General features: G+C 64.6%; 12 protein-coding genes. 1 reads left to right on the plus strand and 11 read right to left on the minus strand.

Annotated elements, in window-relative coordinates; translation table 11 throughout:
- Positions 1–161: 161 nt before the first annotated feature.
- The 8 genes from ACFPFW_RS05460 to ACFPFW_RS05495 all read right to left on the minus strand — a co-directional run bounded on the left by ACFPFW_RS05460 (position 162) and on the right by ACFPFW_RS05495 (position 10,072).
- Positions 162–884, minus strand: a complete 723-nt coding sequence (locus ACFPFW_RS05460) for a phosphorylase (RefSeq protein ID WP_114956955.1) — start codon at positions 882–884, stop codon at positions 162–164.
- Complete coding sequence (gene shc, locus ACFPFW_RS05465; RefSeq protein WP_379769766.1) at positions 865–2,856, minus strand: squalene--hopene cyclase; 1,992 nt, start codon at positions 2,854–2,856, stop codon at positions 865–867. The genes ACFPFW_RS05460 and shc overlap by 20 nt, the downstream gene beginning before the upstream one ends.
- Entirely contained in the window at positions 2,853–4,124 is a 1,272-nt protein-coding gene (gene hpnE / locus ACFPFW_RS05470; protein ID WP_114956957.1) for a hydroxysqualene dehydroxylase HpnE, read from the minus strand. The genes shc and hpnE overlap by 4 nt, the downstream gene beginning before the upstream one ends.
- On the minus strand, positions 4,125–4,961 hold the full coding sequence (gene hpnD / locus ACFPFW_RS05475; RefSeq protein WP_379769770.1) for a presqualene diphosphate synthase HpnD: 837 nt from the start codon (positions 4,959–4,961) through the stop codon (positions 4,125–4,127).
- On the minus strand, positions 4,958–5,836 hold the full coding sequence (gene hpnC / locus ACFPFW_RS05480) for a squalene synthase HpnC (protein WP_114956959.1): 879 nt from the start codon (positions 5,834–5,836) through the stop codon (positions 4,958–4,960). Before hpnC ends, hpnD begins: the two co-directional genes overlap by 4 nt.
- A complete protein-coding gene (locus ACFPFW_RS05485) occupies positions 5,833–7,005 on the minus strand; it encodes a glycosyltransferase (RefSeq protein ID WP_114956960.1) in 1,173 nt (390 codons plus the stop codon). The genes hpnC and ACFPFW_RS05485 overlap by 4 nt, the downstream gene beginning before the upstream one ends.
- 57 nt (positions 7,006–7,062) lie before the next feature.
- On the minus strand, positions 7,063–8,979 hold the full coding sequence (gene dxs, locus ACFPFW_RS05490; RefSeq protein ID WP_114956961.1) for a 1-deoxy-D-xylulose-5-phosphate synthase: 1,917 nt from the start codon (positions 8,977–8,979) through the stop codon (positions 7,063–7,065).
- Positions 8,980–9,436: 457 nt separating this feature from the next.
- Positions 9,437–10,072, minus strand: a complete 636-nt coding sequence (locus ACFPFW_RS05495) for a LysE family translocator (protein ID WP_114956962.1) — start codon at positions 10,070–10,072, stop codon at positions 9,437–9,439.
- Between the two features lie 194 nt (positions 10,073–10,266).
- Between ACFPFW_RS05495 and ACFPFW_RS05500 the strand changes: the two genes are divergently transcribed.
- Positions 10,267–10,548 (plus strand): hypothetical protein, encoded by a 282-nt coding sequence (locus ACFPFW_RS05500; protein WP_114956963.1) that lies wholly within the window; start codon positions 10,267–10,269, stop codon positions 10,546–10,548.
- A gap of 46 nt (positions 10,549–10,594) precedes the next feature.
- Here the strand turns inward: ACFPFW_RS05500 and ACFPFW_RS05505 are convergent, their stop codons facing one another.
- The 3 genes from ACFPFW_RS05505 to ACFPFW_RS05515 all read right to left on the minus strand — a co-directional run bounded on the left by ACFPFW_RS05505 (position 10,595) and on the right by ACFPFW_RS05515 (position 13,743).
- Positions 10,595–11,815 carry a pyridoxal phosphate-dependent aminotransferase gene (locus tag ACFPFW_RS05505; protein ID WP_114956964.1) on the minus strand — a complete coding sequence of 407 codons (1,221 nt, stop codon included), beginning with the start codon at positions 11,813–11,815 and terminating at the stop codon, positions 10,595–10,597.
- 67 nt (positions 11,816–11,882) lie between these two features.
- Positions 11,883–13,364: an MDR family MFS transporter gene (locus ACFPFW_RS05510; protein WP_114956965.1), complete on the minus strand. Its 1,482-nt coding sequence runs from the start codon at positions 13,362–13,364 to the stop codon at positions 11,883–11,885.
- Positions 13,365–13,449: 85 nt separating this feature from the next.
- Positions 13,450–13,743: a hypothetical protein gene (locus ACFPFW_RS05515; protein WP_114956966.1), complete on the minus strand. Its 294-nt coding sequence runs from the start codon at positions 13,741–13,743 to the stop codon at positions 13,450–13,452.
- Between the last annotated feature and the right edge of the window lie 91 nt (positions 13,744–13,834).

Below are 13,834 nucleotides of genomic sequence, written 5' to 3' on the forward strand. Positions count from 1 at the left end.
CGGTTCCAGTCTAAACAGCAAAAGAGGAATCCGGCGCGATCACTGCGCAGCCATGCCTCTCGCCAGCGCCCGCTCAAAGACGTAACCCATCCCGCCCCCCGGTTCCCCGTTGGGCAGTTTTCACCGCGACAAGGCGATTTGATGGAGCCGGAGACGACCGATCAGCTGAAAGCCGTACCCCAGCTCGCCGGCACGTAGCCCAGCGAGCGGAACGCAATCGAGGCGTCGCGCCCGAGGCGAATCAGATCCATGATCTGGCCAGGACGGCGTGCCAGGCTGCCGAAGACACCCGGCAACGAAATACTGCCGTCAGGCTTCAGCGCAGTCGCGACGAGGTCGGGCAGGCCGCGATGAGCCGGGTCGCAGACGACGCGGATTGCCGCGAAAGGCAGGCCGTGCTTCGCGGCGTATTCGGCCGCGATATGGGATTCCATATCGACCGCAGCAGCGCCCGAATTCTCCCAAGTGTTCCGCTTGCTGATCTTGCACACGAGAGCCAGGTCGACGCCAGCCAGTGGCGCCTGGATGGTGCGCAAACGATTGTCGACATTGAGGGCACTCTGCAGCGTCTCGTTCAGCGCCGCGTCGGCCGCCCATTCCCCATCTTCGGTGACGACCTTGGTGGCCAGCACGATATCGCCGGGATGAAGCGACGGATCGAGACCGCCGGCGACACCGAAGCTCACCACCGCGCGGCAGGCCGGTTCCGGACGGGCATCCAGCATCGCGCGGAGCCGCGCGGGCACGCCACCGGAGCAGATCGTCTCCACAGAAGGACCGGCCGCAATTTTCGCCTCGCGCGCGACGCCGGTTACGACGAGGACAGGCAGCGCGGCCGCAGCCGGCACCGCGGCCGCGACGATCTCACATACCGAAGGCGACATGCCGGCTATTGCCCTTCTTCAGATTGCGATAGCGGGCCATGGCCCAAAGCGGGAAGAATTTCGCGTAGCCGTGATAGCGGAGATAGAACACCCGCGGAAAGCCCCCGCCCGTGTAATACTCCTCCGGCCACAGGCCGTCTTTCTGCTGCGTTGCTGCGAGCCAAGCAATCCCCTTCGCGACAGCCGGGTGATCGTTCTCACCGGCCGCCTGCAACGCAAGCAAGGCCCATGCCGTTTGTGACGCAATCGACGGCGCGGGTTCGTAGCCGCGATATTCGAGCTTGTAGCTGTCGCAGTCCTCGCCCCAGCCGCCATCGGGATTTTGGATGGCGAGCAGCCATTGCACGGCTTTCCTGATCGGCGCGGATTGGTGGTCGACGCCGGCCGCGTTCAGCGCGCAGAGCGAGGACCAGGTGCCGTAGATGTAGTTGACGCCCCAGCGGCCGAACCAACTGCCGTCAGCTTCCTGGTCCTTGATCAGATATTCGACGCCACGCTTCAGTGGGTCGCTGTTCTCGACAGTTTCGCCAAGCTGGGCGAGCATCGAGACGCAGCGGGCCGACACGTCCGCCGTCGGCGGGTCCAGCAGCGCGCCGTGGTCCGCAAACGGTATCTCGTTGAGATAGTAATACTGGTTGTCGGCGTCGAATGCCCCCCAGCCGCCATTCTTCGACTGCAGGCCGTGGATCCATTCACGGGCACGCTCGATGGCGGCTTCGTAATCGGTGTCCGGCGCGCGGGCCTTGATACGGTCCATGCCCATGACGACCACGGCGGTATCGTCGACGTCGGGATAGTGCGCATTGGCATACTGGAACGCCCAGCCGCCCGGACGCACGTCCGGCCGCGCCTCGGCCCAGTCGCCCTTCACGTCGAGGATCTGGTGCGGCTTCAGCCAGTCGAGCGCGACGCGAGCGGCCTTGTCGGCCTCATCATTGCCCGCTTCGAGCAAAGCATGGCTCGCGAGCGAAGTGTCCCAGATCGGCGACAGGCAAGGCTGGCAATAGGCCTCATGTTCCTTGACGACGAGCAGCTTCTCGATCGACGCGCGGGCGATGACCACGCGCGGATCGTTCGGCGGCACGCCGAGCACGTCGTACATTTCGAGCGCATTGACCATGGCCGGAAAGATCGCGCCCAGGCCGTCTTCGCCGTTCAGGCGCTCGTCGACGAACTCGACGATCTTCTTGATCGCGCGCTCCTGCGGTCCCTTCGGGAAGAAGGGAACGGCGACCTTCAGCACCTTGTCGAGGCCGATGAAGAACTTCTTCCAGTACCATTTCTGGTGGGCGCCACCAAAGGTCCACGTCTTCACTTCGAAGGCGGGCGTCGTGAACAGTTCCGGAATGCCAATGCCGAGCTTGTTCTTCGCGAGCGGCTTCTTCAGCATCAGAACGAAGAGCGGCACCATCACCGTGCGCGCCCAATACGACACCTTGTCGAGGTGGAACGGGAACCACTTCGGCAGAAGGATGATCTCGACCGGCATGGTCGGAACCGCCTTCCACGGCACCTGACCGTAGAGCGCGAGCAGAATGCGTGTGAAGACATTGCTCTTCGCCGCGCCGCCATGCGCAAGGATCGCGTCGCGCGCCTTCTCCATATGCGGGGCATCGATGTCGTCGCCGATCATCTTGAGCGCGAAATAGGCCTTCACGCTCGCCGACATGTCGAACGCGCCGCCATGAAACAGCGGCCAGCCATTGTGCTCGCCCTGGATACGGCGGAGGTACACGGCGATCTTCCGCTCGAGCTCATGGTCGATCGGCTCGCCGCGGAAATGGCGCATCAGGACATATTCGGCCGGGATCGTCGCGTCCGCCTCGAGTTCGAAGCAGAAATGCCCGTCGGCCTTGCGATAGCCGAGCAGTCCTTCGGTCGCGTGAGCGATCTTGCCCTCAAGCTCGTCCAGCCGGATCTCCGGCGCGAGATCGCGCAAGGGGGTTGCCTCGTTCAAGATGGCACCCCTCAAGCCGCCGTGCGGGCGGTCGCGCCGGCCGATTCAAGAATCGCCTTGGAAGCTGCGTTGCCCGAACGGATCGCGCCTTCCATGCACGCCGGAAGGCCCGTGGCGGTCCAATCGCCGGCGAGGAAGAGATTGGCGAACTGCGTCTTCGGCCCCGGACGCTTCGACGCTTCGCTGGGAATGGCGGCGAAGGTCGCTCGGCGCTCGCGGTTGATCTGCCATTCCGGCAGCTCCGGCGGCAGGCCGGTGACCTTGGACACTTCGGCCCAGATCTTCTCGGCAAGCGACTGACGGTCGTGCGTCATCAATTCGTCGGCGGCGCTGATTGTCACCGACAGATGATCCTCGTAGGCGAACAGCCATTCGGACATGGAATTGACGAGGCCCATATACATCGGATGGCCGGCCGGCGGCGCGATCTTGAAGTGCAGATTGACAATCGCCTTGAACTTCTCCGGCGTGATCAGGCCCGGCACATAGGCCCGGGCGACGACCGGAGGCGCGGCAAGGATGACGATGTCCTGCGGGCCGACCGTGATCTTCTCCTCACCGAAATCGAGCACGTTGGCGCGCTCGCCGTCATACTCGACGCCGCGCAGCGTGCGGCCATAGGTGAAGGTCGCGCCGCGCTCAGTCAGATACTTGATCGCCGGGTCGATATAGGCGGACGACATGCCCTTGTGGGCGATGATAGGGCGGCAGGCCTGGCCGCCGGCGCCGAACGTCTCCTTGAACAGAGTGATTGCCATTTGAGCATCGGCCTCGGCCGGCTCGACGTTCAGCGCCGCCAGCATGACCGGGCGCCACAGCCGTTCGTAGAGGCTCGTCTTGGTGTCCATCACCTCGCCAACGGGACGCGACGCATTGATCGCGCGCAGCAGGCCGAGCGGCGCCAGGTAGTCGCTGGCCTTGGAGCCCGGGACGCGGCGCTTGGAGTCCAGAATCCACCACGGAACACGGCTGGAATTCGGCCGCAGGGTCCAGCGCTCGCCGCTGGCGAGATCGGCGAACGGGATTTCCGCCTCGCACTGGGTCATTTCCTTCAGGCCGTCGATGCGCGTCAGGTAGCGCACGGCGGCGTGGTTGCCGGAGAGCAGGAGATGGCTGCCATTGTCGACGACGATGTTCAGGACCGTGTCCATGAAGGAGCGGCAGCGGCCGCCGGCGGCCTTCGCGGCCTCGTAGAAGGCGATCTTGTAACCGGCATCCGCCAGATCGACCGCGGCCGAGAGACCACCGAGACCCGCGCCGACGATGTGAACAACGCCTGACATTCAGACCACTCCATAGCGAAGGAACGCGCCGATCAGGGTGAGCTTGCTGACGCCGACGCGCGTGCGCGGCGGAGCCCAGCCCTGGGCAAGCAACCGTTTGAGAACATTATGATAGGCCGCGCCCATCAGGCGCGGAGCGCGCACGGCCACGCGCGGGGCGGCGGCCATGATGGCGCCCGCCTCGTCGAAATGCTGCTGCGCCCGGGCGGCGACCACGCGGCAGGCCTGATCGAGGCCCGGATGGTCGAGCGCGGCACGCGGGTCCGTCAGCTCGGTCATGCCAGCGTTGTGCAACTCTTCGCGCGGAAGGTAAAGACGGCCGATCGCCGCGTCTTCATCGAGGTCACGCAAGATGTTTGTCAGCTGAAGCGCACGGCCGAGATGATGCGACAGCTTCTCTCCGGCAGCAAAGTCCATTCCGAACACCGGCACGGACAGACGACCGACCGCGCTCGCGACACGATCAACATAGAGATCGAGCGCTGCCCAGTCGGGAGCGACGATCGGCAGGCCGACATCCATTTCCATGCCATCGATAACATCATGGAAATCCTGGCGGCGCAGGCCGTAGCGATTGACGGTGTCGGTCAGAAAGCTTGCGACGCCGGCCGGGCCGCCCTGATAGAGGCTGTCGATGTCGCGGCGCCAGCCCTCGAGGCCCTCGCGCTTCTCGATATCGGTGCCGCCCTCGTCGGCGATGTCGTCGACCGCGCGGCAGAAGCCGTAGACCGCGAACATGCCCTCGCGGCGCTCGCGCGGCAGGATGCGCATCGCTGTGTAGAACGAGCTGCCCGTCGCGGTCGGCGGCGCGTTGTTGGTCTCGACGGCCATCGTCATAGCGCGCCCTGCTTGGCCGGAGCGGAAGAACGGCTGAAGGCGCGGCGGATCATCGTGCCGGTCACGGCGGTCAGCGCGGTGGCGGCGAAGCCGACCTTGCTGAAATGCACCTTCTCGCTCAGCGGATCGCGATGCTGCAGGCCACGGATCAAGGTCTGTGCGAGTTTGTAGATGGCGCTTAGTTCGGCCGCGAGACGGATGTCCCGGACGAGATCGGGAAGCGTCCTGCCCTCTTCCAGAAGCTTCTCGGTGCGGACCGCGAGATCCGCGATCGCCGCCTTCAGTTGCGGGGTCGCTTTCGGCGCGCCGAGATCCTCGATCCGGGCGTCGTGATTTTCGAAGATCTCGGCAGGGATGTAGACACGGTCGATGCCCGTGTAATCCTTCCCGCAGTCCTGCAGGTGATTGAGAATCTGCAGCGCCGCACAGATGGCGTCCGACGCCGGCCAGGTGCGCTGCGGATCTTCCCCATGGACGTCGAGCACGAAGCGGCCGACCGGCATCGCCGAGAGCGAGCAATAGGCCATCAGCTCGGAGAAATCGGCGTAGCGGGATTTCTTCGCGTCGAGGCGGAAGGCATCGAGCAGATCGCGCGCATGCCGGGGCGTCAGGCCGCGCTCGGCCAGCGCATGGCGCAACGGCTCGGCTTCCTCGTCCGGCGGTCCGTTGCCGGTCAGCGCGGCATCAAGGCTGTCGAGCAACACGAGCTTCTGGTCCGGCAGCAGGGTCGGATGGTCGGCCACGTCGTCGGCCGCGCGCACGAAGCGGTAGAAGGCGAGGATCGGCCCGCGATGGCGCTTCTGGATGAATTTCGCGACAGGGAAGTTCTCGTCGGTATGACCCTTGCCGGAGCGTAGTTCGGTCGCGGTGCTCATGCGCCTCCTCCGGCCGCCGCCTGATAACGGCCCTTCCAGGCGCCGCCCTTGCCGCGCCAGTACTGAATCGCGGAGTCTACGGTGAAGGCGAGATAGAGCGCGGCGATCAACGGCAACGCGACACCCCAGAGAGGCGAGCTGCGGTAGAGCCGGGAAATCGGCTGGAACGACAACGCCATCATGATCCAGGCCGCAATCCCGAAGAGCTGCGGCCAGCCACTTGCAAACACTGCGAATAGCGGCGGCACGAGATAGGTCACGAACATGCCCGCGACAGCACCGAGAAGGCGCAGCGGCGAATAATTGAGCTCGGCATAGGCCGAGCGCGAGACCATGCGGCGGATATGGTCGAAATCTTCATAGGGGCGAATGCTCTCGACTGCCTCGGTCAGGCCGAGGAAGATTGGCCAGCGCTTCTTCATCAGCGCGCCGAGCGCGCAATCGTCGATGAGAGATCCGCGGATCGCATCGATGCCGCCCGCAACTTTCAGCGCCTCGTAACGCACGAGCATGCAGCCGCCAGCAGCGGCCGCCGTCTTCTTGCGCGCATCGTTCACCCATGCGAACGGATAGAGCTTCTGGAAGAAGAAGACGAAGGCCGGGATCAGCAGGCGCTCGGCCTTGCTGTCGCAGCGGAGCTTGACCATCAGCGAGGTCAGGACCGTACCGTGCGCCTCGGCGCCGCGAACGAGCCGTTCGATCGCCTTCGGATCGCGATAGCCGATGTCGGCGTCCGTGAAGAGGACGTAATCGGTGCCGCCAGCCTTCTCGACCGCACTGACGCCTTGGCTCATTGCATAGAGCTTGCCGGTCCAGCCGGCAGGCGGCTCGGAGCCGCGCATCACGATAAGCCTGTTGGGGCCGCCGAGCTTGCCTGCGGCCTCGCGGGCGATATCGCCGGTGCCGTCGCTGCTCTGGTCATCGACAAGCACCACCGCGAAGGGACCGGGATAGGATTGGCCGAGAAGCGAGCCAACGCTCTCGGCGATCACGTCGGCCTCGTTGCGGGCCGGAACGACCGCAACGACACGCGGCCAGATCGCCGGAGCAGCCAAGTCGTCAGGCGCAAATCGGGTGTCGCGCTCCGCGGCACGCCAGAACGCACCTCTCCCCACGAGGAGATATATCCAGATCGCGAGCGACGCGATCGAGAGTATGGCAACGACCAATCGGACGATCCCTGCTTCCCGCGACCAACCCTCAGCCCAGGGCCGGCGCGGCGGCCGTCAGGCCCGGTCCTTCACCGCCTGGGGTGTTTTCTGCAGCACTTCGAACACCTTGCTGACGATACCCTTGGCATCGAGGCCGGCGTTCGAATACATCCGGTCAGGCTTGTCGTGATCGGTGTACTCGTCAGGCAGGACGAGAGAACGGATCTTGAGGCCATCATCGAGCGCGCCGCGGTCGGACAGGAGCTGCAGCACCTGGCTGCCGAAGCCGCCGACCGAGCCTTCCTCGATCGTCAGCAGCACGTCGTGCGTACAGGCCAGCTTGAGGATCATCTCCTCGTCGAGCGGCTTGGCGAAGCGTGCGTCGGCGACCGTGGTCGAAAGCCCGCGGGCCTCGAGCTCCTCGGCGGCCTTGAGCGCTTCCTGCAGGCGCGTGCCGAACGACAGCAGAGCGACCTGATCGCCCTCGCGGACGATGCGGCCCTTGCCGATCTCGAGCGGGATGCCTTCCTGGGGCATCTCGACGCCGACACCCTCGCCGCGCGGATAGCGGAACGCGATCGGTCCGTCATCATAGGCAACCGCGGTTGCGACCATGTGGACCAGTTCCGCCTCGTCGGCCGCCGCCATCACGACCATGCCCGGCAGGCAGGACAGGAACGCGGTGTCGAAAGCGCCCGCATGGGTCGCGCCGTCGGCGCCGACATAGCCCGCGCGGTCGACCGCGAAGCGGACCGGCAGGCCCTGCAGGGCGACATCGTGGATCAGCTGGTCATAGCCGCGCTGGAGGAAGGTCGAGTAGATCGCGCAGAACGGCTTGTAGCCCTCGGTCGCGAGACCGGCGGCGAAGGTCACCGCGTGCTGCTCGGCGATGCCGACGTCGAAAGTGCGTTCCGGGAAGCTCTTGCCGAAGATACCGACGCCGGTGCCGTCCGGCATGGCGGCCGTGATGGCGACGATCTTGTCGTCCTTCTGGCCTTCCTTGGCGAGGCTGTCGCCGAAGACCTTGGTATAGCTCGGGAAGTTGGCGGCGGCCTTCTTCTGCGCGCCGGTGACGACGTCGAACTGAACGACGCCGTGATATTTGTCGTCCGACGCCTCGGCCGGGGCGTAGCCCTTGCCCTTCTGCGTCACGACATGGACCAGGACCGGGCCGTTGCCGGCGTCGCGGACGTTCTGCAGCACCGGCAGAAGATGGTTCAGATCGTGACCGTCGATCGGACCGACATAATAGAAGCCGAGTTCCTCGAACAGCGTGCCGCCGCCGGCGAGGAAGCCGCGGGCGAACTCTTCAGCCTGGCCGACCTTGGAGGTAACGAAGCTCGGCAGGTTCTTCGAGAGCTGCTTGGCCGTTTCGCGGATCGAGCGATAGGTCTTGCCCGACATCAGACGCGACAGATAGGCCGAAAGCGCGCCGACCGGCGGAGCGATCGACATCTCGTTGTCGTTCAGGATGACGATCAGGCGCGAATTCAGCGCGCCAGCATTGTTGAGCGCCTCGAAGGCCATGCCGGCTGACATCGAACCGTCGCCGATGACCGCGACGACATTGTTGTCGCCGCCGGACAGATCGCGGGCGATCGCCATGCCGAGGCCGGCCGAGATCGAGGTCGAGGAGTGGGCCGCGCCGAACGGGTCGTATTCGCTCTCGGAGCGTTTGGTGAAGCCCGAAAGCCCGCCCGGCTGGCGGAGCGTGCGGATGCCGTCGCGGCGGCCGCAGAGGATTTTGTGCGGATAGGTCTGGTGACCGACGTCCCAGATCAGGCGATCCTTCGGCGTGTTGAAGACGTAGTGCAGCGCGACTGTCAGTTCGACGACGCCGAGGCCGGCGCCGAGATGGCCGCCCGTGACCGAGACGGCGTCGATGGTTTCACGACGAAGTTCGTCGGCAACCTGAGCAAGCTTCTCTTCCGGCAGCTTACGGAGGTCTTCCGGAGTGCGGATCGTGTCGAGAAGCGGCGTCACATGAGCCATGTTCCGTCTTTCACAAACGAGGGGCCATAAAAGCCCAGTCCAAACTGCCGCTCCCACGAGACATCAGCCATACTAAACTGGCAAGTGTCGCGCATGGTTCAGCTCGAATCCTTGCATTAATGCTGAATGACGGTGACTTCCCCGCCACAGGGTTGTCATGATCATCGTTCAGCACACGCCTTTCGGCATTGCTCTGAAGGCCGCAAAACCGCCCTTCAGAATGGGTCGCGCTTATGAGCCCAAAGGTTCAAAACGCAAGATGCCACAACATCCTGCCGCCACTCCAATGTCGTGCCTTTGCCCGAACTTTTGGAGAGGGTGTCGACCAAAGGCCGACGGGATTGGACGTGGTGTTGCGCGGCGCGCTCTATAGCAAGATAGGGCGCTCAATAGAAGCCCCGCGGAAAACGCGGTTCTTCCCTGTTATCGGTGCTGTGCGAGGAAAAAATCGCGGCAGTCAAGCCGGTTGGCGGCTGAGCAGCACCGAGATTCCCAAGCTCGTCAGAACCGCGCCGGAACCCTGCCGGAGACGACGGACGATGTGCGGACGACGCATCAGGAGCGTGCGCGCGCTGGACGCGGCGAAGGTGTAGACCAGATCCGCCACGACGTTCAGCGCGATCGACGTCGCGCCGAGAACGAAGAATTGCAGACCGACCGTGCCACGCGACGGGTCGATGAACTGCGGGATCAGCGCGAGGAAGAACGCCGCCGTCTTCGGATTGGTGGCCTCGACGATGATGCCGTCGCGGAATGCACGCCACGCACCTCCCTCCGAAGAAGACGAGAAATCGATCTCCGCCTGACGCCCCGATCTCCAGGTCTTGATCCCGAGGTAGACGAGATAGACGCCACCGACGACCTTGAGCGCCATGAACGCGGTCGCGCTGGTCATGATCAGCGCCGATACGCCGACCACGCCTGCGAAAACATGCACGAAGCCGCCCATCGTCGTGCCGAGGATCGACGCATAGCCGTCGGTTCGTCCGGCCGCGATGGTCCGGCCGACGATATAGAAGATGCCGGGGCCGGGCATGAATGCGAGGACAAGCGCCGCCGCGGAGAACACGGCGAGGGTGGACAGATCGGGCATGAAGATTCCTTGGAACGGAGCGCTGATGTCGGCGATTGTTCTGGTAAAATCAAGGCAAAGGCGCGCTTCAGCCGTAAAGCGCCAGAAATAACGGCGCTTTGGCCTCCAAAAGGTCGCAATACCAGTCGAGTGAAGCCCGCCCCAAATGGCCGATTACCGGCCACTCGCCTGAATTTACCGGGAGGTCCCCCTTGATGTTCCGCTCGCTTATCGTCGCCGCTGCCCTTGTTGCTGTTCCGAGCTTCGCCTTCGCCGGAAAGGCCGACGCCGATGCCTGCGCCGCAAAGCTGACCGGCCAGAGCAAGGTCATCTATCGCGCGTCCGTCGCTTACGCAGTCCAGGGCGACTCGCTCGAGCAGGCCGTCACCAAGGCCACGAAGCCGAAGGTTCAGGCCGGCCGCCTCAGCGAGAACGATGCCCGCAGGTTTGGCCGCGAGGCCGCCAATTGCGTCCGCCTCGTCTATCGCAAGGCTTGATCTGAGAGACTGCCATTGGGCCGGCCTGTTGCCGGCCCGATCTGTTTCAGGCCAGCGCGCTTCGCACCGCGCCACCCCGGCGATTGATCGCCGTCGCCAGGCGATCGGCCGCCTCGCCCACCATTTCCGGGCTCTTCGCGAAACACAGCCGCAGGAATTCCTCGCCGCCCCGGCCGAACGCCGTTCCGGGCGCGAGACCGACCGCCGCCTCGTCGATGAGGTCGAGCGCGAGTTGTCGCGAGTCCGAGACCCCGTCGACACGGAAATAGGCGTAGAACGCGCCCGGCGGCGGCACGAGATCGACCAGACCGGTCATCGCCAGCCCGTCGCAGATGATCTGCCGGCCTTGCCGCGACCGCGCGACCTGCTCCTCGATGAAGGCGTCGCCCGAGGTGATGGCCGCCAGCGCGCCGCGTTGCACGAATACCGGCACGCCCGAGGTCGAATACTGGACGAGGTTCTCGATCACCGGCGCGATCCGGGGCGGCGCCTCGATCCAGCCGACGCGCCAGCCGGTCATTGCCCAGTTCTTCGAAAAGCTCTGGATGAACAGGACATCGTCGTCCTCGCGCATGACGTCGCGGACCGACGGCGCGCGATTATTGCCAACGGTCAGCCTCTCGTCGTGGACGAAGCGTCCGTAGATTTCGTCGGCAAGGATCCAGAGCTTATGCTTGCGGGCGAGCGCCAGAACGCCTTCCAGCTCGTCATAGCTTGCGGTGAAGCCGGTCGGATTGGACGGCGAATTGATGACGATCGCCCGCGTATGCGGCGTAATCGCCCGCGCGATTGCATCGAGATCGAAATTCCAGCCCGCCTGCCCGTAAAGCATCGGCACCTCTATCGGCGTCGCGCCGAGCGTGGTCATCGCACCGATGAAATTCGGCCAGGCCGGAGTCGGCACGATCACCTCGTTGCCGGCGCCAGAGATCAGGCGCAGCGACATCAGCAGCGCGTGCATCCCGCTCGACGTCACCGAAAAGCGGTTCGGATCCCAATTGCCGCCATAGAGATTGTCGGTATAGGCCGCGATCGCCTGCCTGAGCTCGGGCAAGCCGCGCTGGGCGGTATAATAGGTCTCACCCGCTTCCAAGGACCGTGCCGCCGCCTCGCGGATGAAGGCCGGCGTCGGCAGGTCGCCCTCCCCTGCCCAGAGCGGAATGATGCCCTCGCGGTCGCGGCCGTAATTGAACACCTCGACAATGCCGCTGGATGGCGCGAACTCTGCCTCGGCGCGGATGGCGGGCGGCAATACGTAATCGGTCATGAAAATGTGGTCCGCAAATTTCGGTTCGGGAGATCGCGCCGATATTGGCACCCGGCGAGGACAAAGCCTAGTCGGTGACGGCGATCTCGGCCGCGCTCGGCTCGTGGCTGACCGCCGGCACCAGGAATGCCAGCAGCAGGGTCAGCGCGGCGATGACGAAGATGCCCCAGAAGGCGAAATGCAGCGAATGATCGAGCGCCGCACGAGCGATCTCGTTGGCTGCCGTCATGCCGGGCCGCTCGAGCAATTGCCGGATCTGGTCGATCTCGACTGGCGCGATAGCGCCGCCACCCGTGGTCAGGGTGACGTTGAAGATCACGCCGAGAGCGGTCGCGCCCAGAGCGCTGCCGAGATTACGCGAGAAGATGTTCGAGGCTGTCGCCGCGCCACGTTCTGCCCAACCGACGCTACCCTGGATGATGACGATGGCCGCGGTGCTGAGGAAGCCCATGCCGAGGCCCATGATGATCGAGCCCAATCCGGCGACCTTGGGCGACGAGCCGGGATCGAGCGTCAGGAAGAACAGCGCGCCTAGCGGTAGTAACGTCGCTCCGAAGAGGAGCGTCGGGCGCAGGCCGAAGCGGTTGAAGTTCTTCGCGGCCAGCGTCGCGCCGACCGGCCAGCCGAGCACCATCACGGTCAATGTCAGACCGGCAATCAGCGGCGACTGGTTCAGCACGCCCTGTACGTACATAGGCAGGAAGGTGGTCAGGCCGATGATCGCCATGCCGCTGAGAAGGGTCGCGGCATTCGCCGTCGCGATGGCGCGGCGCGACCACAGGCTCAACGCCATCATCGGGTCGCGCGCGCGGCGCTCTTGCAGGACGAAGAGGACGGCCGCGACCGCCGAGACACAGGCTGCGATAATCGCTGTCGTATCGGCACCGGCCCCGACCTCTGTCAGCGCGATCATCAGCGAGGACACCGCGATGGTGAACAGTACCGCACCGGCGATATCGACGCTCCGCCGCTCCTTCTCGACGCCCTCGTGCAGGAAGGCGATAAAGCCGATCGCGGCGGCGATGCCGATCGGGATGTTGATCCAGAATATCCAGGCCCAGCTCATGTGCTGGATGATCAGCCCGCCGGCGAACGGGCCAACGACCGAGGAAACGCCCCAGACGCTGGCGAGATAACCCTGGATCTTGCCGCGCTCCTGTACCGGATAGAGATCACCGATGACGGTGAGGCCGACCGGCTGGATAGCGCCGGCGCCCACGCCCTGGATCAGACGGAACAGGATCAGGCTCGGCATCGACCAAGCGAAGCCGCAGAGGATCGAGCCGATCAGAAAGATCGCGATGCCGACGATAAGAACCGGCTTACGCCCATAGAGATCGGCCAGCTTGCCGAACACCACCGTCGTCGCCGTCTGCGTCAGCAGGAAGGACGAGAACACCCAGGCGTAAAGATGGAGATCGCCGAGCTGCCCCGCGATCTGCGGCATGGCGGTCGAGACGATGGTCGCCTCGATGGCGATCATGGCCATCGCCGCCATGACCGAAACGAGGATCAGCGGACGGCGTAATTCGGGGAGCGCGGAGGACATGCGCCCGTATCTAATTTAGCGATCGCTAGAAACCTACCGCCCACAATGGTGACTTTGGTCGTATTCGGAATTTTTATGAGCCCGATCAGAGACCGAAATCGCCGAGCAGCTTGCGCGCGGCTTCCCGGCGACGGCGCGTCTCGTCGTCCATCGGCTCGGGCTGATCGACGACCTTGATCAGCTCGCCGCGCCGGCTGCTCGCTCCGGCGATCGCCTTCTCCTCGGTGTCGGCGGGAACCGAGCGGATCTCGATGCGGTCGATCTCGCCGTCGAAAAACTCTAGCGCCTCTCCGGTGGCGAAGAGATTGGCTGCGGCAAGACGAGAAAATGCGCGATGAACCGCCTTGGACTGACCGCTGAAAACACTCGCGACAAACATCTGTGGCCTCCTGCGGCACTACAGCGCCGAAGCCGGGATTTCGTTCCAACCTGATGTAGGGATGCCGGCGAATTTTTCGACCGGTGGCGGC

It is taken from the genome of Flaviflagellibacter deserti (genome assembly GCF_042652085.1).
Taxonomy (GTDB): Bacteria; Pseudomonadota; Alphaproteobacteria; order Rhizobiales; family Methylopilaceae; genus Flaviflagellibacter; species Flaviflagellibacter deserti.